Source organism: Thermodesulfovibrio aggregans, from assembly GCF_001514535.1.
In the GTDB taxonomy this organism is placed as follows: Bacteria; Nitrospirota; Thermodesulfovibrionia; order Thermodesulfovibrionales; family Thermodesulfovibrionaceae; genus Thermodesulfovibrio; species Thermodesulfovibrio aggregans.
The window spans coordinates 1,029,516-1,055,147 of the sequence record NZ_BCNO01000001.1; the positions used below are offsets into that span (position 1 = coordinate 1,029,516).

General features: G+C 34.9%; 18 protein-coding genes and 1 other RNA gene. 10 read left to right on the plus strand and 9 right to left on the minus strand.

The features are described 5' to 3' along the window. The first annotated feature begins 52 nt into the window (after nucleotides 1-52). Together rpoC and TAGGR_RS05245 are read left to right on the plus strand one after the other, a co-directional pair. Nucleotides 53-4,165, plus strand: coding sequence for a DNA-directed RNA polymerase subunit beta' (gene rpoC / locus TAGGR_RS05240; RefSeq protein WP_059176559.1), 4,113 nt, complete (start codon nucleotides 53-55; stop codon nucleotides 4,163-4,165). Then, a complete protein-coding gene (locus tag TAGGR_RS05245) occupies nucleotides 4,162-4,635 on the plus strand; it encodes a Mut7-C RNAse domain-containing protein (protein ID WP_269083322.1) in 474 nt (157 codons plus the stop codon). Before rpoC ends, TAGGR_RS05245 begins: the two co-directional genes overlap by 4 nt. On the opposite strand, the gene TAGGR_RS05250 is transcribed toward TAGGR_RS05245, so the two are convergent. Further along, the gene (locus TAGGR_RS05250) at nucleotides 4,627-6,978 is read right to left on the minus strand and encodes a DNA-directed DNA polymerase (RefSeq protein ID WP_059176282.1); all 2,352 of its coding nucleotides are present in this window, start codon (nucleotides 6,976-6,978) and stop codon (nucleotides 4,627-4,629) included. The two genes, TAGGR_RS05245 and TAGGR_RS05250, sit on opposite strands and share 9 nt — an antisense overlap. A gap of 80 nt (nucleotides 6,979-7,058) precedes the next feature. On the opposite strand from TAGGR_RS05250, the gene ssrS reads away from it, so the two are divergent. From ssrS to TAGGR_RS05285, 7 genes are all read left to right on the plus strand, one after another. Then, nucleotides 7,059-7,235, plus strand: a non-coding RNA gene (ssrS, locus tag TAGGR_RS05255) — 6S RNA. Between the two features lie 143 nt (nucleotides 7,236-7,378). Beyond that, nucleotides 7,379-8,938 (plus strand): ribonuclease Y, encoded by a 1,560-nt coding sequence (gene rny / locus TAGGR_RS05260; RefSeq protein ID WP_059176283.1) that lies wholly within the window; start codon nucleotides 7,379-7,381, stop codon nucleotides 8,936-8,938. After that, nucleotides 8,928-9,725 carry a TIGR00282 family metallophosphoesterase gene (locus tag TAGGR_RS05265; protein WP_059176284.1) on the plus strand — a complete coding sequence of 266 codons (798 nt, stop codon included), beginning with the start codon at nucleotides 8,928-8,930 and terminating at the stop codon, nucleotides 9,723-9,725. The genes rny and TAGGR_RS05265 overlap by 11 nt, the downstream gene beginning before the upstream one ends. Nucleotides 9,726-9,763: 38 nt before the next feature. Then, nucleotides 9,764-10,204 (plus strand): cytochrome c family protein, encoded by a 441-nt coding sequence (locus tag TAGGR_RS05270; protein ID WP_059176285.1) that lies wholly within the window; start codon nucleotides 9,764-9,766, stop codon nucleotides 10,202-10,204. Further along, nucleotides 10,204-12,873 (plus strand): ATP-binding response regulator, encoded by a 2,670-nt coding sequence (locus TAGGR_RS05275; RefSeq protein WP_059176286.1) that lies wholly within the window; start codon nucleotides 10,204-10,206, stop codon nucleotides 12,871-12,873. Before TAGGR_RS05270 ends, TAGGR_RS05275 begins: the two co-directional genes overlap by 1 nt. A gap of 2 nt (nucleotides 12,874-12,875) precedes the next feature. Further along, nucleotides 12,876-13,244: a response regulator gene (locus TAGGR_RS05280; protein WP_059176287.1), complete on the plus strand. Its 369-nt coding sequence runs from the start codon at nucleotides 12,876-12,878 to the stop codon at nucleotides 13,242-13,244. Next, nucleotides 13,241-14,311, plus strand: a complete 1,071-nt coding sequence (locus TAGGR_RS05285) for an ATP-binding response regulator (protein WP_059176288.1) — start codon at nucleotides 13,241-13,243, stop codon at nucleotides 14,309-14,311. Before TAGGR_RS05280 ends, TAGGR_RS05285 begins: the two co-directional genes overlap by 4 nt. An 8-nt stretch (nucleotides 14,312-14,319) precedes the next feature. Here the strand turns inward: TAGGR_RS05285 and TAGGR_RS05290 are convergent, their stop codons facing one another. The 8 genes from TAGGR_RS05290 to TAGGR_RS05325 all read right to left on the minus strand — a co-directional run bounded on the left by TAGGR_RS05290 (nucleotide 14,320) and on the right by TAGGR_RS05325 (nucleotide 23,637). Then, nucleotides 14,320-15,531, minus strand: a complete 1,212-nt coding sequence (locus tag TAGGR_RS05290) for an AmpG family muropeptide MFS transporter (protein ID WP_059176289.1) — start codon at nucleotides 15,529-15,531, stop codon at nucleotides 14,320-14,322. Further along, nucleotides 15,524-16,951 carry a glycoside hydrolase family 3 protein gene (locus TAGGR_RS05295; RefSeq protein ID WP_059176290.1) on the minus strand — a complete coding sequence of 476 codons (1,428 nt, stop codon included), beginning with the start codon at nucleotides 16,949-16,951 and terminating at the stop codon, nucleotides 15,524-15,526. Before TAGGR_RS05295 ends, TAGGR_RS05290 begins: the two co-directional genes overlap by 8 nt. A 195-nt stretch (nucleotides 16,952-17,146) precedes the next feature. Next, complete coding sequence (locus TAGGR_RS05300) at nucleotides 17,147-17,977, minus strand: hypothetical protein (protein WP_201783820.1); 831 nt, start codon at nucleotides 17,975-17,977, stop codon at nucleotides 17,147-17,149. Between the two features lie 20 nt (nucleotides 17,978-17,997). Then, nucleotides 17,998-19,218 (minus strand): aminotransferase class I/II-fold pyridoxal phosphate-dependent enzyme, encoded by a 1,221-nt coding sequence (locus tag TAGGR_RS05305; RefSeq protein ID WP_153000452.1) that lies wholly within the window; start codon nucleotides 19,216-19,218, stop codon nucleotides 17,998-18,000. Further along, the gene (locus TAGGR_RS05310; protein ID WP_059176292.1) at nucleotides 19,179-20,141 is read right to left on the minus strand and encodes an NAD-dependent epimerase/dehydratase family protein; all 963 of its coding nucleotides are present in this window, start codon (nucleotides 20,139-20,141) and stop codon (nucleotides 19,179-19,181) included. Before TAGGR_RS05310 ends, TAGGR_RS05305 begins: the two co-directional genes overlap by 40 nt. After that, a complete protein-coding gene (locus tag TAGGR_RS05315; RefSeq protein WP_059176293.1) occupies nucleotides 20,138-21,418 on the minus strand; it encodes an NfeD family protein in 1,281 nt (426 codons plus the stop codon). Before TAGGR_RS05315 ends, TAGGR_RS05310 begins: the two co-directional genes overlap by 4 nt. Before the next feature lie 6 nt (nucleotides 21,419-21,424). Next, nucleotides 21,425-23,179, minus strand: a complete 1,755-nt coding sequence (locus TAGGR_RS05320) for an aldehyde ferredoxin oxidoreductase C-terminal domain-containing protein (protein ID WP_059176294.1) — start codon at nucleotides 23,177-23,179, stop codon at nucleotides 21,425-21,427. After that, complete coding sequence (locus TAGGR_RS05325) at nucleotides 23,176-23,637, minus strand: 4Fe-4S dicluster domain-containing protein (protein WP_236698903.1); 462 nt, start codon at nucleotides 23,635-23,637, stop codon at nucleotides 23,176-23,178. The genes TAGGR_RS05320 and TAGGR_RS05325 overlap by 4 nt, the downstream gene beginning before the upstream one ends. Nucleotides 23,638-23,670: 33 nt before the next feature. Between TAGGR_RS05325 and TAGGR_RS05330 the strand changes: the two genes are divergently transcribed. Then, nucleotides 23,671-25,623 carry a glycosyltransferase family 39 protein gene (locus tag TAGGR_RS05330; RefSeq protein ID WP_161936180.1) on the plus strand — a complete coding sequence of 651 codons (1,953 nt, stop codon included), beginning with the start codon at nucleotides 23,671-23,673 and terminating at the stop codon, nucleotides 25,621-25,623. Nucleotides 25,624-25,632 lie beyond the last annotated feature (9 nt).

Sequence of the window (25,632 nt, forward strand, 5' to 3'; positions counted from 1 at the left end):
GAACATTGAACTTTAAATTTTGAATTACTTATAAAAGGGGGTATAAACCTTGATAGAAGATATTTATTCACTATTTCAAAAACCTAAAAATCCGAGAGATTTTGATGCTATAAGAATAAAGCTTGCTTCACCCGAAAAAATAAGAGAATGGTCATACGGAGAAGTAAAAAAGCCAGAAACGATTAATTACAGAACATTTAAGCCAGAACCTGAGGGGCTTTTTTGTGCTAAAATTTTTGGTCCGATAAAAGATTGGGAGTGTCTTTGTGGTAAATATAAAAGGATGAAACATAAAGGTGTTATATGTGATAAATGTGGTGTTGAGGTAATTCAGAGTAAAGTAAGAAGAGAGAGAATGGGTCATATTGAACTTGCCTCTCCTGTAGCCCATATATGGTTTGTGAGAGGCGTTCCAAGTAAAATGGGTCTTTTACTTGATCTTTCAGTAAGACAACTTGAAAGAGTTATTTATTATGAAGACTATATAGTTATTGATCCTGGTGATACACCTTTAAAAGAAAAAGATATTCTCACTGAAGAAGAATACAAAAAATATTTTGCCCAATACGGTACCAAATTTAAAGCTGGAATGGGAGCAGAAGCTATAAGAGAACTCCTTAAGAAGATTGATCTTGAAGTTCTTGCAAAAGAACTTAAGGAAAAAATAGAAACTGCTACATCAACAGGAATCAAGAGAAAACTTACAAAAAGACTTAAAGTTGTAGAAGCTTTCAAAAATTCAGGAAATCGGCCTGAGTGGATGATTCTTGATATCATTCCTGTGCTTCCTCCAGAGTTGAGACCTCTTGTGCCTCTTGATGGCGGAAGATTTGCTTCTTCAGATTTAAATGACCTTTACAGAAGGGTTATAAACAGAAATAACAGATTGAAAAGACTTATGGAACTTAAGGCTCCAAGCGTAATTATCAGAAATGAAAAAAGGATGCTTCAGGAAGCTGTTGACACACTTTTTGATAACACCAAGCGTTCAAAAGCTTTGAAAGCAGGCACTCGCAGACCTCTTAAATCTCTGAGTGATATGATAAAAGGTAAGCAAGGAAGATTCAGACAGAATCTTCTTGGTAAAAGAGTTGACTATTCAGGAAGATCTGTTATTGTAGTTGGTCCTGAACTTGATATGCATCAATGTGGATTGCCAAAGACAATGGCTCTTGAGTTGTTTAAGCCTTTTGTTTTTAATAAACTTGAAGAAAAAGGTTATGCTACAACAATAAAACAGGCAAAAAGACTGGTTGAACAGGAAAAACATGAAGTTTGGGATGCTCTTGAAGAGGTTATTCAGGAACATCCTGTACTTTTAAACAGAGCTCCTACACTTCACAGATTAGGAATTCAAGCATTTGATCCAGTGCTTGTTGAAGGAAAAGCGATAAAACTTCATCCTCTGGTATGTACAGCTTTCAATGCAGACTTTGATGGTGACCAGATGGCTGTTCATGTTCCTCTTTCTTATGAAGCTCAGATTGAGGCAAGAGTTTTAATGATGTCAGTTGGAAATCTTCTTTCTCCTGCTAATGGTAAGCCAATTGTTGTACCAACACAGGATATGGTTTTAGGAATTTACTACCTTACAAAAGTAAAGAAAGACGCGAAAGGTGCTGGTAAAGTTTTTTCTGATCCTGAAGAAGTTATTCTTGCTTATCAGAGCAAGGTGGTGGAAAAACATGCTCCTATAAAAGTCAAATTAAATGGAAAGCTCGTTGAGACCACTGTAGGGAGAATTCTTTTTAGAGAGATTGTGCCTGAGGGTGTTCCTTTTGAGATGATTAATAAGGAGTTGACAAAAAAAGAACTTGGAAAACTGATTGAATACATTCACTACAATTTTGGTAAGAGAGCAACAGTTTTATTTTTGAATAAACTTGAAAAATTAGGATTTGAAGTTGCCACACAATCAGGAATTTCTATATGTATAGATGATATGCATATACCTTCAAAGAAAGCAGAGTTGATTAAAGAAGCAGAAGCTCAGGTAATGGAAGTCCAGAGGCAGTATGCTGAAGGATTAATTACGCAGGGTGAAAGATATAACAAAGTCATAGATATATGGGCAAATGTTACTGAGAAAGTTGCCGACGAAATGATGAAAGAACTTGGCGCAGAAGAAGGTAAAGAACTAACTCCAGAGGAACTTGTAGAAAGAAGATCATTTAACAGCATATTTATGATGGCTGACTCTGGTGCTCGTGGTAGTATTGCTCAGATAAGACAGCTTGCTGGTATGAGAGGACTGATGGCAAAACCATCAGGTGAGATTATAGAAACACCTATTACAGCTAACTTTAGAGAAGGTCTTACTCCTCTGCAATACTTTATATCCACTCATGGTGCAAGAAAGGGTCTTGCGGATACAGCGTTAAAAACAGCAAATGCCGGTTATTTAACAAGAAGACTCGTTGATGTAGCACAGGATGTATTCCTTGTTGAACATGATTGTGGAACAAAAGAAGGAATATATACTACTGCCCTGGTGGAAGGCGGAGAAATAGTGATGACTCTTGAAGAGAGAATATATGGCAGAACCTTAGCAGAGGATGTTAAAGATCCTTTAACAGGTGAAATAATTGCAAAAAGAGATACTTTGATAGATCAGGTTCTTGCAAAGAAGATTGTAGATGCAGGAATTGATAGAGTAAAAATTCGTTCAGTTCTTACCTGTAGAACAAAATTTGGTGTTTGCTCAAAATGTTATGGAATGGATCTTGCCAGAGGTGAACCTGTTGAGATAGGTGAGGCAATTGGAGTCATAGCTGCTCAGTCTATTGGAGAACCAGGCACACAGCTTACAATGAGAACATTCCACATAGGTGGAGCAGCAACAAAAATAGTTGAACAGGCTGTACTTGAAGCTAAAAGCTCAGGAACAGTGGTCTTTAAAAACATTCACTATGTAGAAAAAAAAGATGGTTCAATGATTGTTCTTAATAGAAATGCCATGATTGCTATTGTAGATGCATCAGGAAGAGAGAGGGAAAAATATAATCTTGTATATGGTGCTAAAATTCTTGTTAGAGAAGGACAAAAAATTGAAGCAGGACAAAGATTGGCTGAGTGGGATGCCTATACAACACCTATTATTACTGAAATAGGTGGCAAGATAGCTCTTGGTGACCTTGTTGAAGGTGTAACATTTAAAGAAGAAACAGATCCTACGACAGGTCTTTCTCATAAAATAATCATTGATTATCCAGCTACTTACAGACCTCGTGTTACCATAAAGGATAAGGATGGAAAAACAGCTAAACTTCCTTCAGGAAGTCCTGCAAGATATCTTCTGCCAGCAGGAGCAATTTTAGTTGTTGACAAGGGTGATGTAGTAGAACCAGGAGACATCTTGGCAAAAATTCCAAGAGAGACAATTAAAACAAAAGATATCACAGGAGGTCTTCCAAGAGTTGCAGAACTCTTTGAAGCAAGAAGACCAAAAGAAACAGCAATTGTCAGTGAGATAGACGGAATAGTGGAGTTTAAGGGAAGTCAGAAGGGGTCAAGAGTTATAGTTGTCAGGGGAGCAGACGAAACAAGAGAATATCTAATTCCTAAAGGTAAACATGTAATAGTTCATGATGGAGATTGGGTTAAGGCTGGTGAACCTCTTATAGACGGATCAATTAATCCTCACAGCATACTTGAAATATTAGGTCCAACAGAACTTCAGAGATATCTTGTTGATGAAATTCAGAAAGTGTATAGACTTCAAGGTGTTTCAATACATGACAAACACATTGAAGTGATTGTAAGACAGATGATGAAAAAGGTAAGAATTGAAGATCCTGGAGACACATCTTTTCTAATAGGGGATGAAGTCGATAGATTTGTATTTATTGAGGAGAATGAAAAAGTTATAGCCCGTGGAGGTAAACCTGCTCAGGCAAAACCGCTTTTACTTGGAATTACAAAAGCAGCCCTGTCAACTGAGTCATGGGTTTCAGCAGCTTCATTCCAGGAAACTACAAGAGTTCTTACTGATGCAGCAATTGAGGCAAAAATCGATGAACTGAGAGGATTAAAAGAAAATGTAATAATGGGAAGAATTATTCCTGCAGGCACAGGATGTCCTGTATATAAAGATACTTTGATAAAAGGTGAATTCTACAACATGCAAGTGGGGCAATTGAGCTACGAAAATATTGAAGAAAATTGATACTACCTCGCTTTATAGCAGATGTTATGCTTGGAAGCCTGAGCCGATGGCTCAGGCTTTTTGGTTTTGATACACTATACAGGAATGATTACACCGATAAGGAACTGATTAAGCTTTCTCTGCAAGAAGATAGAATACTTTTAACCAGAGACAATGCGCTCGCAAGATCAAAATTATTGAAAAAGGTTTTTTTGATTCAATCAGAAGAAATCAGGGAGCAAATTATTGAAGTTTTGTCTAAAATCGAAATTTCATTGGATTTACTTAGTCTTAAACCAAGATGTCCTGTTTGCAATGGAGAAACTGAAAGCATAAAAAAGGAAGAAATTAAAGGGGAAATACCTGATTATGTTTTATTTTCCAGTCAAGAGTTTATAATTTGCAAATCATGTGGTAAAATTTACTGGCAGGGAACTCATAAGGAAAAGATTGATAAAATTAAAAAGGAAATTTTAAAAAGTTTAAAATAATTTATTTTCCTTCTTAAAAACTTTCAAAATTCGCATTGCCGTTGGTAAAATTTGATTTTCAATGTAATAATCAATGTCAATTTTTGATGGTTCTGCAAGTTCTATTGGATAAGCTCTTTCACTTATTGAACCAGAGCCTTTCTGAATTATGTATCCTATTACACTTCCTTCACCAACTGGGATTTCTTTTTCAAGCAGTCTCTTAGCAGCTGCTACATGGGGAGATATTAATTTATACTCTGAAACAGGTTTTGAAAGCTGCTCATAAACTACGAGATCCTTCAAGTCGTACTTGCCTTCCCGTAAGGCTTTAATTCTCTCATCAAGATATTTGAAGGCTTTTGGAATATCCTCTTCAATAAGGCATATTCTGAGAATCTCCTGCTGGGTGGCTCTTGCATATCTGCAGAGGTCTCTTCTTACAACTTCAAGTCCTCTTATTTTCAATCTTCCTTTTTCATCAACCAGAGCGTATCTTTTCTTTGCCACACCGCCTATTTGTCTTGGAACAAAGAGCCCTTTAACATAAAAATCCTCAAAATCAAGCCTCATAACTCCTGGCAAACTCTGATTTATCTCTTTAATAAACTGTAAAACTTCTTCTTTGCTATCTATTTTCAGGAATGCTGAATCTGTGTCTGCATATATTGGATGAAACCCTTTTTGTTCAGCTTTAGTTAAAACCTCCTTAATCCAGTATCTTCCAAGAGCTGTAATTGCTTCAGCACATTCCTTGGAATACCATCTACTTGCAGGATAAGCATAGTACCCATAGGATGCATTTATAATTGTTTTCAGTGCTTTCTGTTTTGTATCAAGCTCTAAGTATTCATGAGATTCTGGATTAAGTGTTTTTAGTTGTTTTTTCAGCTCAAGTCTTTCCATCAGAAGTTCTTCAATTGCCTGAGATTCAAAACCTCTGATGTTTTTACAGAACCAGTAGGGAAAGTCCGGAACTTTGTAGCCACTTTCTTTACAACAGTTGCAATTAAGGGTATCAATTGAGATGTTGTATGTAGCAATTATTGATGGATAAAGCGAAGCAAAATCAACGACAGCAATTCCTTTATGAAGTCCTACTTCCGGTTCTTTTACAAAGCCTCCTTCATATGTAATTTTCTGACGCTCCTTTATCTCATCAAACTTTGGCTGATTTGGAATTACTCTGTTTTGTTGCTTTGCCTTTTTTATGTAATACCACTCAACAAGCTGGCTATAAGGCATTCTTGATGTGTCAAATAGAGACTGTCCTGTAATTTTTGTAAGTTCCATGATATCAGGAAGTAGCATTTTTGAAAGTTCATACACAAGTTCACTGTCTTTTAAGCAGTATCTTGCCAGTTTGTCAAGTTCATGACCTTTATCCCATGCCTGTAAAATTTCTTCGTACTCCATCTCAAGTTTTGTATCGCCAAGAAGTTCCTGGGAAACATTTTTCAAAGTAAGTTGCTCACTTTGAAGGATTGGTGAAAGAATATTAAAAACAAAGTTAAATATGTCAATGTGGACTCTTCCAATAAGTCTTGCTGTTGTAAATCTTGCTCTTTTTGAAAGAGTAATACCTGAGTTATCCCGTGAAAGAATTCCTATGTCAACCTTAAGCTGTTTTGCCCTTTCTCTCAGTATTGGCATGTCATAGAGGTCTGTATTGTATCCAACAATAATATCAGGATCGTAATCTCTTACATTTTCAATAAAGTTTTTTATAAGCTCTTTTTCATTCTTAACAACTGTAGCATCTATAGTGTATTTTGCTTCCTGATATGTAATAACCCTGGATAATCCCTCACCGAAAATTGAAATCATTACAATGGATGGAGTTCCTCTTTGCACCTCAATAACTTCCATATCAAAAGCAAGAATTTTGAGCTTAGGCGGATTTGCCGTAGCTTTTTTAATTGATTTAATCTGATTTCTATGAGTTTCAATTTCAAGCCATTGAAGACAGGACAGTTGTTTTTCAGCAAGATACATTCTGTATGGAGATATCTGATATTCAAATTCATCAATTATTGAGCCAGATCCACCTCTTTTTGCCTCAAGAATTTTTATTGCATCTCTTACTTTTTGTAAATCCTGATGTCGTTTTGTATAAATTTTTATGAACTCCCTTTCTTGACCATAAAAAATTCTTTTATCTTCAGTTATTTCAGTAACTGGAAGGGATTTTTCCCTGACAATTTTTTCAATTTCTGCAGCAGCCTTTTTTTTATCTGAAGGAAGTACTAAAAAATAAGGACGATATGAAGAATCAATGAATTTTTCCCTCCTGCCGTCTTCTGTTATTCCAAATAGAAGAATGCCTTCAGAGGAGTCGTCTATGTCAATAGGATAAAATAGCATCTTTTTAATTATACCTGAAGTTACCTAATTTAAAATATAGATTGCATAGGTTGATGTTTTTTTGGTATAAAATAATTAAAGGCTTCCTGCCCTGCTCGTGATGTGAGGAAAAGGGGATCCGGCAGTTAGATCCGTTAGGGAGCCAGCGTAGGTAGCGGTGTGCATGCCTCTTCGGAGGAAGCCTAACCTACCTACAAGGCACCCACTTGTCTGAGTGGGATCTAACTTTCCTTATCACACGGCAGGGCGGGGTTATGATGATGGTGGAGAAATCCATTTTAAGATAGATTTTTAAAGTTATTTAAATTTTTAATTTTATTTTAAATAGATTTTATAACAAGTTTTTCTCCCATCATCATAACCCCCTGTAAGCCTACAAAATAAATCTGGAGGTTGTAAAATGGAATTTTTATACATTCTTATTGCAATTGTCATTGGTGCTGCTACTGGATATGGAGTATATGTTTTTCAGAAAAGTAAACTTAAGGAAGCAAAAAGAAAGATCGATGAAGAAGTAGAAAGAATTCTTGAAGAAGCAAAAAAAGAAGCAGAAACAATAAAGAAAGAAGCTCATCTTGAAGCAAAGGAAGTTGTTTATCAATTAAAATCTGAAGCAGAAAAGGAACTAAAAGAAAAAGCAAAAGAGATAAGTTATCAGGAAAAGAGACTGAGACAAAAAGAAGAACTCCTTGATCGCAAAATTGAACAGGCTGAAAAAAGAGAAATAGAATTAAATAGAAGAGAAAAGGAAATAGGTTCAAAAGAAAAACTTTTACAGGAAAAAGAAAATTATTATAACAAGCTTATTGCTGAGCAGCAACAACTTCTTGAGAAAATAGCAGGAATGAAAGAAGAGGAAGCAAAACAGGAACTTTTCAAAAAAGTTGAACAGGAAGCTCGTTTTGAGGCAGCAAAACTGATTAAAAGGATAGAAGATGAGGCAAGACAAGAAGCAGACAGAAAAGCAAAAGAGATACTCAGTCTTGCTGTTCAGAGATATGCCAGCGATTATGTTGTAGATGCTACAGTTACTGCAGTGAGTCTTCCAAATGATGAAATGAAAGGAAGAATAATTGGTAGAGAAGGAAGAAATATAAGAGCCTTTGAAGCCTTAACAGGAGTTGATCTTGTTGTTGATGATACTCCAGAACTTGTTATCCTCTCATCTTTTGATCCAATAAGAAGAGAGGTTGCAAGAATAGCGCTTGAAAGGTTAATTATGGATGGGAGGATTCATCCAGCAAGGATAGAAGAAGTAGTGGAAAAAGCAAAAAAAGAGGTAGAAATGGCAATAAAAGAGGAAGGAGAAAAAGCAGTATTTGAATTTGGACTTAGTGGGATTCATCCTGAACTTATAAAACTTATAGGTAGATTAAAGTACAGAACTTCTTATGGACAGAATGTTTTGCAACATTCAAAGGAAGTGGCATGGCTCAGTGGAATTATGGCAGGTGAACTTGGTGTAAATGTGAAACTTGCAAAAAGAGCAGGACTTTTACATGATATCGGAAAAGCAGTGGATCATGAGATGGAAGGCTCCCATCAAGAGATAGGTGCAACTCTGGCAAGAAAATATGGTGAAAGTGAAGAGGTGATAAATGCAATCCTCAGTCATCATGAAGATGTAGAATTCAGTTGTGTTGAGTCTGCATTGGTTGCAGCAGCAGATGCTCTTTCAGCAGCTCGTCCAGGAGTAAGAAGAGAAACAATTGAAAGTTATATTAAGAGACTTACAAAACTTGAGGAACTCGCCATGTCTTTTCAGGGAGTTCAAAACTGCTATGCTATTCAGGCAGGAAGAGAGGTACGATTAATCGTAAGACCTGATATGGTTTCAGATGAAGAGTGTGCTTTAATTGCAAAAGAATTAAGCAAGAGAATAGAAAAAGAACTTAGTTATCCTGGACAGATAAAAGTAACAGTAATAAGAGAAACAAGATTCATAGAGTATGCAAAATAATGAAACATTAAATATTCTTTTTATTGGTGACATAGTAGGTAAACCGGGCAGACAAATTGTAAAGTCATTACTTCCAAAAGTTATAGATCAGTATAAAATTGAGTTTGTCATTGCTAATGCAGAGAATTCTGCTGGTGGTTTTGGGATAACAGAGAAAGTAGCTCAGGAACTTTTCTCATATGGAATTGATTTAATAACAACAGGAAACCATGTATGGGATAAAAAAGAAGCGATTCCATATATTGCAAAAGAATCAAGAATTTTGAGACCATTGAACTATCCACAGGGAGTTCCAGGATTTGGTAGTATTGTAACAAAAACAAGAAAAAACAATCTCATAGCTGTTATAAATGTTTCAGGAAGAGTTTTTATGAATTTGCTTGATTGTCCCTTTAAAAGCACAGAAGAAGAAATAAAGAGAATCAGAGAGCAGACAAAAGTTATATTGATAGATTTTCATGCAGAAGCAACTTCTGAAAAGATGGCCTTTGGTTACTATTTTGATGGACAGGTTAGTGCTGTATTAGGAACTCATACTCATGTTCAGACAGCAGATGAAAGGATACTTCCAAAAGGCACTGCCTATATCACTGATGTGGGAATGACAGGGCCTGAAGACTCTATAATAGGCTTTAAAAAAGATGAAATATTGGAGAAGTTTTTAACTCAGATGCCTAAAAAGTTTGATGTTCCTTCCGCTGCATCAATATTCTCCGCAGTTGTAGTTCAGATTGACAAAGCCACAGCTACTTCAAAAAATATTATTAGATTAATGTTAAGACAGTAGTAGTTTACAAATTTCCTTTTTTTTGATAATCTTTAATTATGAAAAATTCAATTATTTCCATTTTTTTAATTTTGACCTTCCCGCTTATTGCATTCTCTGACTATGTAGGAACAGATGTTTGTAAAACATGTCATATTAAGCAATACGAGAATTTTATTAAGTATTCAAGAATGTCTCGTTCTTTTGATGCTGTAGAAAAGATGAAGAATAAACTTACTCAAGAAGAACTAAACAGTTGCTACCAATGTCATACAACAGGATATGGTAAAAAAGGCGGTTTTGTTTCTATTGAAAAAACGCCTAATTTAAAACATACAGGATGTGAGGTCTGTCATGGACCCGGGAAAAAACATGTTGAAACAAAGAATGCAAAATACATAACAAGAAAATTCACACTTCAAATATGTGAACCCTGTCATACAGAAGAAAGAATAAGAGCTTTTAGATTTAAGCCTCTACTTTATGGAGGTGCTCATTGATGTTTAAATTCATAAGAGAAAAAATTGGAAATAAATTGATGCTTACATTCATCGGAATTATTTTAATTGTTATGGTCATTGAGATGACCTTCAGAATCTATTTTGGAGTACAGGACAGACTAAGAATTGCAGAAATGGGGAATAAAGAAGTTATGGATACTATCTATGCAACAATGAAACATCCGCTAACAGTTGGTGACAGTGATACAATTCATAGAGATTTAGAAGAAATAGGACAGAAATATAAAAACATTAGTGTTTATCTCTGCGATTTTAACAGAGATATTTCTTTTTCCACAGATAAAAAGGTAATAAATAAAAAAATAGACCAGATAATAAGTAGCAAAGAGTTTATTGATAGTCTTAATGAAAGTTTTAAGGGTAATGGCGATGAATATAAATCATTAGTTTTTAACATTCAAAAAAGGCGGAATCTTATTTCGGTTATTCCCATAAAAAACGCACCTGAGTGTTTCCATTGTCACGGTTCATCAAGAAAAATTCTAGGTGCACTTGTTATGAAGACGGATGTTGAGGATGTCTATAAAACCGTAATTGACCAGAGGAATAGGTCTTTAGCTCTGACAGTATTTGCATCTTTACTGGCAATTTTTGTAACACATATTTTCGTAACTAAATTCATAAGAAAACCTCTCAATACTCTTGTTGAGGCAACTCATAGATTTGCTAAAGGTGAAATGCCCGTGATTGAAAAATATCCTCCCGATGAGATAGGAACTCTTATAAAAACATTCAATTACATGGTTAATGAAGTTGCCAAATCAAAAATGGAACTTGAAAAGGAACTCACACGTAGAGCAAGGCTTCTTGAGGAAAGAGATGAGCTTGTGGCTTTGCTTCAGAAAGCGAATAAACAGTTAAAAGAGCTTGATACTCTTAAATCTGCTTTTATAGCAAACATGTCTCATGAATTAAGAACTCCAATGAATGCAATCATTGGTTATACTGATTTATTGCTTGATGAGGTTGATGGTCCTTTGAATGAAGATCAGAAAGCTTCGTTGAAAAAAGTAGCTGCAAACGCAAGACATTTATTGCAATTAATAAATGATGTCCTTGATATTTCAAAAATTGAATCAGGAAAGATTGAATTAAGGCCAAAGGAGGTTGATCTAAAAGGATTAATTGATAGCATTATGGTAACATTTGAACCATTGATAGCTAAAAAAGGATTAAGCTTTGAGTTGAACATAGACAATGGAGCAGAAAAACTTTATGTTGATGAGGACAAAGCAAAACAGATTCTTATAAATTTAATCTCCAATGCTGTCAAATTTACGCATCAGGGTGGAATAACAGTAAAGGCGAGAATTTCAGAAAGAGGCTTGGATAAACAGGGAAATCCGCAGTTTGTTGAAATTTCTGTAGCTGATACAGGAATTGGAATTAAGAGGGAGGACCTTGATAAAATCTTTGATAAATTTGCTCAGGCTGATGTATCAACAACGAGGCAGTATGAAGGAACAGGTCTTGGTTTGAGCATCGTAAGGGGACTTGTGGCACTTCACAAAGGAATGGTCTGGGCTGAAAGCGAGGTAGGTAAGGGAAGCACTTTCTATGTTCTTTTGCCTTTAAAAAAGGAAGTTTTTGACAACCCTGGTCCTGTTGTTGAGGAGAAAATGGCTGAAACACTCTCTCAGTATTTTGAAGTTCCAAAGGAGGTTTTCCTTGAGGAGCCTTCTTATGAAGGTAAATCAGTAAGATGCTGGGATTATACTCAGTGTGGACATGTTAATTGCCCTGAGTATGGCTCTTCTGAAAAACGTTGCTGGCTTGTTCTTGGAACTCATTGTAAAGGTATGAGGATAGCTTCATGGCCAGAAAAAGTGGAAGCATGTAGAATCTGTGAAGTTGTCCGTGATCTTGTTTTGCATAGAGAGCCTTTAATAATAGAATCCAAACCATCGGAAAAAGAAAAAGTTGTACTAGCCATAGATGACAATCCTGATGCAATTGATTTGATTAGAAAATATCTTGAGAAAGACTATAAAGTCATTGGACTTCTCAGTAGTGAAGAAGCAGTTAAAAAGGCAAAAGAGATTAAACCAGTTGCAATAACTCTTGATATAATGATGCCCAAGAAAGATGGCTGGCAGGTTTTGAAAGAACTAAAAGAAGATAAAGAAACAAGGGATATACCGGTCATAATTGTTTCAATAATAGACAACAAAACTCTGGCATTCAGCCTCGGAGCTGCCGATTATTTTGTAAAACCTCTTGATGGACATTCTCTCCTCAAAAAGATTAAATCCATTGAGATATATAAACCTGTTAAGAAAGTGTTTGTTCTTGAGAGAGATGAAAAGACTTCAAAAGACCTGACAGGTATTCTAAAAGAGACAGGATATGAGGTGACAGTTGCAAGGGATAGTTCAGAAGCCATAAATATTGTTAAACTTCATAAGCCAGATCTTTTTATAGTTAATATAACTGATCCTGAAAGTAGCGCCTTCAATTTTCTTGATTTTATAAAAGGATCGCCTGAATTAAAGGAAATACCAATTATTGCTCTTACAAATAAAGAATTAACAGATGAAGAAAAAGAAGCTTTAGATGGTAGAATAAAAGAAGTAATAAACAAGGCTCTCTTTTCAGAAGAAGAACTTATATCAGAACTAAAAAATAGTTTAAAGAAAATAGGAGGTTAAGAGTGAAAACAATTCTTGTTGTTGATGATAATGAGGATTCAAGAGAGCTTGTAAAAAAGATTTTAAAAAAACAAGGATATGAAATTATAGAAGCAGTAGATGGTGAAGATGCTTTAGCAAAGGCTATTGCATACAGACCAGACCTTATCCTTATGGATATATCAATTCCCAAAATAGATGGTTATGAAGTCACAAAAAGACTTAAATCTAGAATTGATTTTAAAGACACACCAATAATAGCTTTTACTGCCCATGCAATGAGGGGTGATCAGGAAAAAGCGCTTGAGGCTGGATGTGATGGTTATATTTCAAAACCAATCAATGTGAGAGAGTTTCCAGAGCAAATAAAAATCTACTTGAAGGAAAAATGAACGAGCAGAAGCAAACTATTTTAATTGTCGATGATAACATAGATACAGTTGAACTTTTAAGAAAGAGATTAAGGGCAGAGGGCTACAATACAGAAGAAGCTTATGATGGAGAGCAAGCTTTAAAAAAGGTATATGAAAGCTTTCCTGACTTGATAGTTCTTGATGTTATGATGCCAGTAATGGATGGATATGAGGTCTGTCAGAGGCTTAAAACTGATGAAAGAACTAAGTTTATTCCAATAATTATGCTTACAGCAAAAAGTGATGTTGAAAGTAAAGTTAAAGGACTTGATATAGGTGCAGATGATTATGTTCCAAAGCCTTTTGATTATAGGGAATTATCAGCAAGAATTCGTTCTCTGCTTTTGAAAAAAGAAACTTCAGAGAAAGCAATTGAGGAGAAAAGAACAGAGGCAGTAAGAAAACTCATAGATAGTCTTTCTCATGAAATAAGAAATCCCATTGTAAGCATTGCAGGATTTGCTAAAAAAGTATATGACAATCTTCCTCCAGGGGATCCAAATAAACCTTATCTGATGACCATACTTCAGGAATCAGAAAGGCTGGAAAGACTTTTGAAAGAAATCCTGAACTTAAAAATGATAGCAATTGGGTTTATGGAAAATGTTGATCCCAAAATTGCTATAGAAGAGGTTTTAAGTGAAGTTGGCAGGGAAATAGAAGAAAAGGCTATTGAGGTGGAAACAGATTTTAAGGATGTATCAGAAGTTTATATAGATAGGGAACATTTAAAAATTGTTCTCCGAAACATAATAAAGAATGCAATAGAGGCAATGGAGAAGTCAGAAAAGCGTTTATTAAAGATTTCTCTTGAACAGGTTGGAGATGAAGTATTGATAAAGATTTCTGATACAGGTAAAGGAATTCCTAAAGAATTAATTAAGAGAATTTTCGATCCATTTTTTACATCAAAAGTATATGGTCCTGGTCTTGGACTTACAGTAGCTCTTACTATTGTTCAGTATTATAGAGGCTTTATTTCAGTTGAAAGTGAACCACAAAAAGGGAGCACATTTATAATAAGATTACCTGTGAGAGTAAGATAGATTGTTTCTCATCTATCAGCATGATAAATAATTTGATTTTTTAACCCAATTATTAAAATCACTCCTGGAATTGCTACAAGAAAAGTTAAAAAATAAAAAGCTGTCCAACCAATGTTTTCAACAACAAAACCCGCTGTAGGACTTATCATTACCCTACCAAAAGAAGCAAGGGATGAAAGAAGTGCATACTGTGTTGCAGCAAAACTTCGATTACATAATCCCATCAGGAAAGCTAAAAATGCAGTTGTTCCCATACCGCCAGTAAAGTTTTCAATAATTACTGTTAGAACAAACAATACTAAGTTCTTACCTTCTATAGATAGAAGCATAAACATAAGATTTGATGCTGCCTGAAGTATTCCAAATGAAATCAAAGCCTTATAAACACTTATTTTTCTTAGTAAAAAACCGCCAATTAAAGAACCTACAATTGCTGAAAGTAGTCCGCCAATTTTATTAACCGTTCCTACTTCACTTAGAGAAAATCCAACAGCTCTTATAAAAAATGCAGTACTGAGAGAGCTTGCATAGGCATCACCAATTTTGTATAGAACAATGAATAAAAGCAAAATAAAGCTTTTTTCTCTTTTGAGTAAATCCCTGAAAGGTTCAATGAATGATTCTTTCAATGTAGCTGGTTTTTTAATATCATCTGGCTCATCTGCCCATATAGTTGTTATTATTCCGATAATCAAAAAAGAGCTTATTATTGTAAGAGCAATCTGCCATCCAAGATAGTCTGCAAGTAAAAGGCACAGTCCTCCTCCAACAATTAATGCAACTCTGTATGCAGTTACAGCAAAGGATGCGCCAATACCTCTGTCTTTTGGTCTAAGGATTTCTGTTCTGTAGGCATCAATTGATATATCCTGAGATGCTGAAAAAAAAGCAACCGCTGCTGCCGCCATACTGAAAATTAAAAGATGCTTTGGAGTGAATGTTATCATCAGAAAAATTCCAGCTAAAATTAGAATCTGGCAAATAATAATCCAGCCCCGTCTTCTTCCAAAACCTGGAATGCTAAATCTGTCAAACAGGGCAGACCACAGAAACTTAAAACTGTAAGGAAATGTAAGTATTGTCAAAATACCTATTGTTTCTATATCAATTCCTTCAGTTGTAAGCCATGCCTGAAGAGTTCCACTTATGAGAGGAAATGGAAGTCCAGAAGCAAAACCAAGTGCAGTTACAACTGCTATATCCTTTGTCCGTTTACTCATCAATCCATTCTATCTTTACAGGTAGTCTGCCTTTGATTTTAAACCCCTCACTGAATGACTCAATAAAAGCAGATACAGCAAGTTCATTTGAGTCATAAACAGCTATTACTGTTTTTGCTTTCCTGAAAGGTCTTAAAATATAAGGATTACCAAAGGAAACAACAACTGCATCATTATTTGATATGATTTTCCTTATTGTAGTCTCTTCATGTTTTTTTAACATATATTCTTTTCCTGCTGCCTTAATGTTTGTGAATGTTGCAATTAATGGTGTGGCTTTTGAAGGTTTATAATCTTTCAAATCATATACAGAACCAAAGTAATTCTGAAATGCCCTTTTTATCTCATCGCTATAACCTTCTGTAAGATAGGGAATAATCTGTCTCCTATTTAAATCATCTATTTCATTTTTTATTATAGTAACTGTTTTTTTGAATGCTCGGTTGACTAAAGACTTTTTTTCATAGGTAACAATTGTTGGAAGTATTTTTTTTATCTTTTTTCTTAAATTATTAATTTTTCTTAGAGCTTCTTTTATTCTTCTTTCGGTAATCATTCCCCTTTCATAGGCTAATTTTATCTCTTCTAGAACTTCGTAGGGTTGTTCAGGATGAAGAATTACATCTGCTCCTGCCATAAGAGCTAAAGCATGAGGATTTTTATAATCTCTCAAGGCTTTCATATTCATTGCATCTGTAAGCACTGTGCCTTTAAAACCGAGTTTCTGCTTTAGCAAATCATCAATTATTTTCTCTGAAAGTGATGCAGGATATATGTCGGAGGCAACTATATGCCCGACCATAATTGAGGAAACCTTTGACTTAATTGCTTCTTTAAAGGGTTTTAGATGTATTTCAATATCATCTTTAAGAACAGGAAGTTCCAGATGAGAATCTTTTTGTGTGCCACCATGACCGGGAAAGTGTTTCCCGCATGTCAACAATCCGTAAGATTCAAAGAATTTTATAACAAATCTACCATACTTTGAAACAACTTCAGGATCATCTGAAAAAGCTCTTGTGGAGATTATAGGATTTTGAGGCTCTGTATTTACATCAAGCACAGGTATAAGAGCGAGATTTATTCCCACATCAAATGCTTCTTTTATAACGATTGAATAGAGAGTTTTAAGCTCATTTTTTTCCTGTTTTAAATTAAATCCTGCTACAATTCCCATTTGAGACGGAATTAATGTTCCACCTTTTATCTGTTGCCCCACGCCTCTTTCAATATCAGAGGCGATTATTAATGGGTTTGATACCATTTTTTGAATATGAAAGATAAATTTTTTTATTTCACTATAATCTCCTCCAAAAACCACAAAGCCGCCTATTCCGTCTTTGACAAGTCTTTCAATGTAATTTCTGTATCGGGAATCATTGATTTTATCACCGTCAAGTCTTGCTATAATTAAATTCATTAAATTGTGCATACAACTGCATATTATGAAACAAATATAGCTAAATATTCAATTCTATCAATGGAAAAGACAAGATTTTATCTCATTAGATTTACAATTTTGCAATTGCTTTTTTGCTTGTACTCTTTACTGACTGGAAAAACTTAAAGACAGTAAATGGTTTATGATACGGAATTTGATGATTGATTACAAATCTCAGGCTAAGGGTAGTTCATAGGAGAAGTATATTCTTATACCCTTTTCCTTAGCGTAATTTCTTACAGATGGTGATGCTTGATAGGTAACTATAACAAGTATTTTTTCTCCAGTGAGAACTTTTTCAATTTTTCTTACTTTATTAAGAAAATTATCTATATCTGTTTTCTTAAGTTGTGTTTTGCATTCCCCAATTATCCATTTGTCTCTCTCATCTATTTTTCCTTTACCAAAAATGTTTATCTCTTCATATCTGTTTGCCGAAATCTCAATGAAGTCTCTTTTAATAAAATCTATTGTTCCCAAACCAAAATCTCTTTTTAGAAGGTCAGGCAGTCCTTTGTATGCTCTGTCTTCAAGAATGTATCCTACAGTGTGGGTAAGTCCACCGAGTTGTTCTCTTGTTTTTTTGTGTTCCCCTATGAGCTGTCTAAGTTCTTCCTCAGTTTTCTTCTGAGCTTCAGCGAGTTCATTTAGTCTTTGTTCTGTGTGTTTCTGAGCTTCAGCGAGTTCATTTAGTCTTTGTTCTGTGCGTTTCTGAGCTTCAGCGAGTTCATTTAGTCTTTGCTCTGTGCGTTTCTGAGCTTCAGCGAGTTCAGCTAAAGTATGTTCAAGTTTTGTAAGTCTTTCTTCAGATTTTTTCTGAGCCTCGGCAAGTTCTGCAACACTTTTTGTTAGTTTTTCAACTTCTCTTTTAAGTTCAAGAAAGTCTTCTCGCTTTACAACTTCACCAATTGTTTTTTCAATAAATCTAAGGATTTTAAGAAACGCAGACCTTACCTGAGGTTCAAGTTTCTCAAGTTCTTCAATTAGTTCTACATTAAATATCATAATCTGTTATACAATAAACTCTAAATTACACCTAAAGCTTTACCAACTTTTTTAAATGCCTCGAGGACTCTGTCAAGATGTTCATCAGTATGAGTTGCCATGTAACTTGTTCTTATCAAAGCTTTTCCTGGTGGTACAGCAGGAGAAACGGCTACATTGGCAAATATACCCTCATCCTGTAGCATCATTACAAATTTAAAGGCAAGCTCATCTTCTCCAACAATTACGGGAATTATCGGTGTTTCTGCTACTCCGATATCAAAACCTAACTCTCTAAATCCCTTTAACATCTTATTTGTATTTTTCCAGAGTTGCTCTCTTCTTTCTGGTTCAGACTCAATTATATCAATTGCTGCTGAGACTGCAGCTACTGATGCAGGTGGGGGGCTTGCACTGAAAATGAATGCTCTTGCAAAGTGTTTTATATAGTTTATTACATCTTTGTCTCCAGCAATAAAGCCACCAATTGAAGCGAGAGACTTACTATATGTTCCCATTATAAGATCAACATCTTGTTCAAGATCAAAGTGTTCAGCAGTTCCACGACCTGTTCTGCCAAGAACACCTATTCCATGAGCATCATCAACCATAATTCTTGCACCATATTTTTTGCATAAATTTACAACTTCCGGAAGTTTTACTATATCACCTTCCATACTAAATACTCCATCAACAACAACAAGTTTTGATTTTCCTTCAGTTTCTTTGAGAACTCTTTCAAGGTCTTCCATATCGTTGTGTTTGAATCTTTTAACTTCGCCAAAGGAAAGACGACATCCATCAACAATGCTTGCATGGTCCATTTTGTCAATAATTACAACATCATCCTTTCCAATTAAAGATGAGATTACTCCAAGATTTACCTGAAATCCTGTAGTAAATATTAAGGCAGCTTCTTTTCTCATGAATCTTGCAAGTTTTTCTTCAAGCTCAACATGAATGTCAAGAGTGCCATTTAAAAATCTTGAGCCAGCACAACCTGTTCCGTATTTCTTTATTGCATTTATTGCTGCTTCTTTAACTTTTGGATGATTTGTAAGCCCCAGATAGTTGTTTGAGCCAATCATAATCATCTTTCTTCCATTCATTATTACTTCAGGACCCTGAGCAGACTCAATCATTCTGAAGTAAGGATAAACTCCTATCTTTTGAAGTTCATATGCTATAGTAAATTTAAAACATTTTTCAAATACATCCTTTTTCATATCCAGTGATTTTGCAGATACCACTTTGCTGTCCATTGCATCCCTTCCTTTAACTTAGTTTTTGTTTTGAAGCCAAGCAAACGCTCGGCTTTTTCTGTAGAGCAAACCCAGCATGGCTGGGCGAGTTCTTTCAGTTTATCGCTATTTATTATACTTTTTTTGTCAAATTTTTGAAATACTTTTATAAAAAATGTGCCAATTGACTGAGGAATTTTAATTTTAACAGGTCTTTTCCCTATCGCTTCTGATATGGCTTCAACTATCTCATGCGTATTGTAAGGTTGAGAGTCGGCAATGAAAAAAATCTCTCCAACTGCTTTATCATCTCTTGATGCAGTGATTATGCCTCTTATCAGGTCATCTACATATATCATGGAATATTTACCTTCTGTAAGGTATAATACAATGCCTGCTTTAATCATTTTAAAAAAGGTAAGAAAGTCTCTATCTTTTGGTCCATATACAGCTGGAGGTCTTATTATCGTAACCGGTATTTTATCTCTGAAGAACAGGACAGCTTGCTCACCCATAAGTTTACTTTTACCGTACTCAGATACAGGAGAGGGTTTTGTTTCTTCTGTAACAGGGTTACTATTGACACAAGGTCCTACAGCAGCCAGACTGCTTATATGAACAAATCTTTTGAGAAAAGAATTTCTCTCTACTACTATTTCAACAAAATTTTTGGTACCAATATAGTTTGACTGAAAAAACTCTTCTGGATGAGATGCTTTAGTGATTCCTGAAAGATTAAAGACATAATCAAATGTCCATTCAATCTTTTTTAGGCTTTCCTTATCTGAAAGATCAGCTTTAATAATATTTATATTAAGTCCTTCAAGAAAACGAAGGCGAGTAGGATTTCTAACTATACAATAAACTTCATGATTTTCTTTCAAAAGATTCTCTACAAGATGACTTCCTATGAAACCTGTTCCACCTGTAACAAGAACTCTCACTCAGCTTTCCTCACTTTAAGAGTAAGTCCTATTACTTCTTCAACTATGATTTCTTCGTCCTTTTTTATTTCATGATCAGATATAGCCTGCCAAAGTTCTCCATGAACCATAACCATACCTCTTTGTCTATCAATATCAGTTTTTGCTATTCCTTTCATACCAATTAGTTCCTCCACTCCAGTAACTGGCTTTCTTTTATGAGCTTTGTAGGCAAGTCTCAATAAAATTCCAAAAAACATTGCTGTTACAGCAGTTACAGGTATAATAACAGAAAGAGAAAGCTTAAATAATGGATTTGCTGTATCAAAAAGCATTATTGAACCAAGTATAAAACATATAACTCCTCCAAGTGTTAAAAGTCCATGAGATGTGAACTTTAGCTCAAGAATAAATAAGATAACACCAAGAAGAATTAGTCCTGCAGCAGCATAGTTTATTGGAAGTGTTTGAAGACTGTAAAAGGCAAGAATTAAAGAGATTGCACCAATTACACCTGGTAGTATAGCACCTGGATTACTGAGCTCAAATATTATGCCATAAATTCCAATCATCAAAAGAATGTAAGCAATGTTAGGGTCACTTATGAAGTTAAGAAGCCTTTCTCTAAAGTTCATCTCAATTTTGTTTATTTTTGCTGTTTTTGTATTTAAAGTAACCTCTCCATAAATTGTTTTTACCTTCATTCCGTTTATCTCTTTTATGAGACTATCAAGATCATCAGCGATTAAATCAATTACTTTGAGTTTTAATGCTTCTGTTTCAGTGGATGAAATGCTTTTTCTTACAGCTTGCTCAGCCCATTCAATATTTCTTCCTCTTTGTTTAGCAATTGATTTAATGTAAGCAACTGCATCATTTGTAACTTTTTCAGCCATTGTTTTATCCATTTTCTCTCCAATAGCTACAGGATGGGCAGCACCTATATTTGTCCCAGGAGCCATAGCAGCTATATGAGCAGCAAGTGTTATAAAAGCTCCAGCACTTGCAGCACGGGCTCCCTTTGGTGAAACATATACAATAATTGGTATTTGAGAATTAAGCATCTCTTTAACTATACTTCTCATTGATGTGTCAAGCCCACCTGGTGTGTCAAGTTGAATTATAACTGCTTCTGCCTTTGTTTCATGGGCTTTTTTTATTCCCTTAATTGTATATTCAGCATGAGGTGGATTTATCACCCCGTTTACTGTAAGCACAATAATCTCTTTTGCATGTGCTGATGAAAAGAGTAAAAGTATTAATAAAGGAAAGATTGCATATTTTATCTTCTCTATCATGAAAAATTATAACAAACTTTTGATATTTTCTTTTAGTAATGTTATTGCCCTGTCTGAAAAATCTTTGTCAAGCAATCCATTGCTTGAAGGAGTCTCAAATACTCTTTTTGGCAGAGTTAAATTTTCAATATCAAAACCAGAGTTGATTTTAAAACTGTATTTATTAGCATAGATTTTTTTACCGATTCTTAAAATTTCTTCTTCATTTAAATTAAATCCTGCAATTTTTAAACATTTAAGCACGATTTCTGGAGTATAAATCTCTCTTCCAAAAAAGCATATTACAAGGCTAGACAAAATCTGTCTCCACTGTTCTTCATTGAGAATTTTTTCAACCAATTGTTCTGCAGTTACAGGCTTTATCATTGCCTCTTTGTCGATTGCATATCCAGCAGAATCAAGATGACTGTGCCTTGCACCAAATAAGTATCCAAGATGTGCTGCTAATCCTGTGTGATAACCTGGCATTTCGTTTTTACCATAAGTTAAAGCAAAATCTTTTCCACCGTATTTTGAAGATACAAAATCAATTCCTTTGGCAACATCTTTGAAAAATTCTGCTTCACTGTAAACGATTTTTCTTACCAATTCAATGTAGGAGTCAACTTTTCCCCACTGTGGAATAATTCCTTCGGTTTGCTTTTCGTTTATTATTCCTTTTTCAAAAGCCTCTGTTATCCATGCAAGAGTCACACCTGTTGATATAGCATCAACTCCCATATCTTCAACAATTTCAATTAATTTTAAGACATCTTCGCATTCAGTAATTCCTAACATTGAACCAAGCGCATATATAAGTTCATAGTCGTAAGATAGATAAACAGTTCTGTAAAAGTATGCTTCATCTTCATAGGGCTTTCTCAATGCAGCAAGGTGAACACAGGCAACAGGGCAGTGAGCACAGGCGACTCTTCTTGCAAGATATCTCTGAGCAAAGTTTTCACCTGAGATGTTTTCAATTCCTCTGAGTTCGGTATCGAGGAGATTTTTTATTGGAATTCCTTTTGAAAAACTTAAGGGTAAAACATTTGCAGGTGTACCAAGTTCATGATATTTTTTCATCTTTTCAGATTCTGAAAGTTGACGGATGAGGTCCAAATAAAGATTTTTGTATTCTTTAAAATCTGTTACAGGCAGGTCTCTTTTACCAGTAATAAGCACAGCCTTAAGATTTTTGCTTCCAAATATAGCTCCAAGCCCAAGTCTTCCAAAATGTCTGTAGGTTTCAAGAGTTACACAGGCAAAGCTTATGAGGCGTTCACCTGCGGGTCCAATTCTCATTATGGTTCTTAGCCCGGCACCGGGTTCACGATTTCTAATTATTTTTCCTGCAGATTCTTCTAATCCCCAAAGTGTTGTTGCATCCCTGAAAAATACTTTATTGTCATGGATTGAAATATAGCACGGTCTTTCACTTCTTCCTTTGATAACTATTGCTCCATATCCTGCCATTCTGATAGCAATAGCACTTCTACCTCCTGCATGGGATTCACCAAGATTTCCCGTATGAGGCGATTTAAACATTGCTACAGTCTTGGATGCTATAGGGAAAAGTCCAGTTAACGGTCCTACCGCAAAGACAATCGGATTATCAGAAGAAAATGGATGTGTATCTGGAGAGCAGTTTTCATCAAGAAGTTTTATGGCGACTCCGCAACCACCAATATAATGTGTGAAAAGATCAGGTCTTTCCTCAATCCAGAATCTCTTTTTCGTTAAGTCAATATAAAGAACTCTTTTTAAAGGATCATCTTTAATCATTTTCTTACAAACTCCAAAACTTTATAATGACAACTTTTTGCACATTCTCCACATTGAATGCATATGACAGGCTTGTTTTTCTCATTTTTCCAACCTATTGCATCAAGAATACAGGCTTTTACGCAGTATCCACATCCTGTGCATCTTTCTTCTTTCAGCAAAACACCACCACCTTTTCTAACTATTAATGCATCTTCAGGACAGGCACGGGCACAGGGTGGATCTTCACAACCACGACATACAAAAACTGAAAAACCTCTTGATATTCCTCCCTGAGATCTTACTTTTATACAGGATGATTCAAGTCCTGCAGATTGATGTGCTCTGCTACAAGCAAACATGCAGATTAGACATCCAACACATTTTTCACTGTCTTTTACAAAAACGGGCATAATGAAATTATAACATGTTATAATTCCAAGTTGAGCATGGAAAAAGAAATTTTCATATTTTTTCATAAAACTATTGCAAACAGTTTTTTAGATAATACAATGCTTTTTTTTACTCAGATAGGATGGATACTGTGGTTTCCAGTATTTCTTTACATGATATTTAGATACTTCAGGGAAAGGGACTACATAGAGATTGCCTCTTTAATTACAGCTATCACATTATGTGTATTTATTTCTGACTGGTTTTCTCTTGAAATTAAAAATATTGTTCAGAGAGTTCGTCCCTGCCATGTGGAGTATTTTAGAGGAGTCGTTGGATGCACAGCTTCTTATAGTTTTCCTTCAAATCATGCAGCAAATTCTCTGGCTGTGGCTACTGTTTTAATATTATTCGGTAAAAGAATATGGAAAACTAAGTTGGTTTTACTCTATATTATTTCAGTAGCCCTGTTTATATGTTTATCAAGGCTTTATCTTGGAGTTCACTGGCTGACAGATGTGCTGGGTGGTGCTTTAATTGGATTAATTATTGGGGTTGGAGTTTCTAAAGCCACGTTATCAGTGGTAAATATGAAAAGATTTTTTTACTTTTTTCTCGTAATTATAAGCCTTTTCAGAATTTATTTTATTCTTCATGGACCATTAGACCTTAGCCCTGATGAAGCCCATTACTGGGAGTGGTCAAGAAGACTTGACCTAAGTTATTACTCAAAGGGCCCTATGATTGCCTATTTGATAGCTTTTTCTACTTATCTCTTTGGTGATAATCCTTTTGGAGTGAGAATTTTCGCAGTTGTTTGTTCCTTTTTGAGTAGCATTTTTCTATACAAAATTGGCAAAAAACTTTTTGATGAAAAAACAGGATACATAAGCGGGATTCTTTTTCAGTTAATCCCTCTTTTTTCAACCTTCGGAGTTCTTTTTACAATTGATAGTCCTTTTATTTTGTTCTGGATTGTTTCACTGTATTTTCTAATGATTGCAATAGAAAGGGGAAAAGTTTACTGGTTAATTCTTGGATTTTTCATTGGGCTTGGGCTTCTTACCAAGTATACGATGGCATTTTTCTTTGTCTGTATGCTTATCTATCTAATAAAGAGAGAAAATTCTCTAAGAACTGCTTTAACAAATCCGTGGCTTTATGGATGCGTGATAGTTTCTTTAGTCGTATTTTCTCCAGTCATAATCTGGAATGCTCAGCATGAATGGGTTACACTTAAACACACTGCAGGACAGGCTCATATTTATGATGGATTGAGAATTTCACTTAAATATTTTGCAGAATTTATTGGTAGTCAACTCATTGTCTTAACTCCTTTGATTTTTATTCTTGGTTTTTATTTAATAATTAAACCTTTGAAACTTCAGCTTGATGAAAAGAGATTTTTTAACACCCCCTGGTTTCTTATATCTTTCTCAATGCCCATTTTTATTTTCTTTTTACTTAAAAGCATACAGGGAAAAGTTCAGGCAAACTGGGCAATGCCAGCCTATATTCCTTTTTTGATTGTTATTGCTTATGCTCTAACTCATAAGGTTTATAAAAAACTTATTATGTTAACAGTGTTGATGGCAATTATTTTTACAATTTTTAACTATGCTTTGCCCTATCTAAATCTTCCAGAAAAAGTTGATCCTTCTCAGAGGCTTAAAGGTTGGAAAGAACTTGGATTAAAGGTGTCAGATATAAAAAAAGAGCTTGAAAAAAGCGGAAAAGTGGTTATTTTCTCTGACAGATATCAGATTTCAAGCGAACTTGCTTTTTATACACAAGGTAATCCAATTGTTTACTGTATAAATCTTGGAAGAAGAATGAATCAATATGATCTTTGGCAGTCAATAAATAGTGAACTTAATGGTAAAACAGTCCATGGAATTTATGTTGTTTATGGACAAAAAGATATGCCCGAGCTTTATGTTTCATCAGCATTTGAAAGCTGTAATTCAGAGCATTTTACAGTTTATAAAAAAAGAGTTAAAATTAGAGATTATACAATTTTTAGATGTTACAATTTTAAAGGCATGCAACTAAAATTACCAGAAAGTTACTAAGGAGGAGAT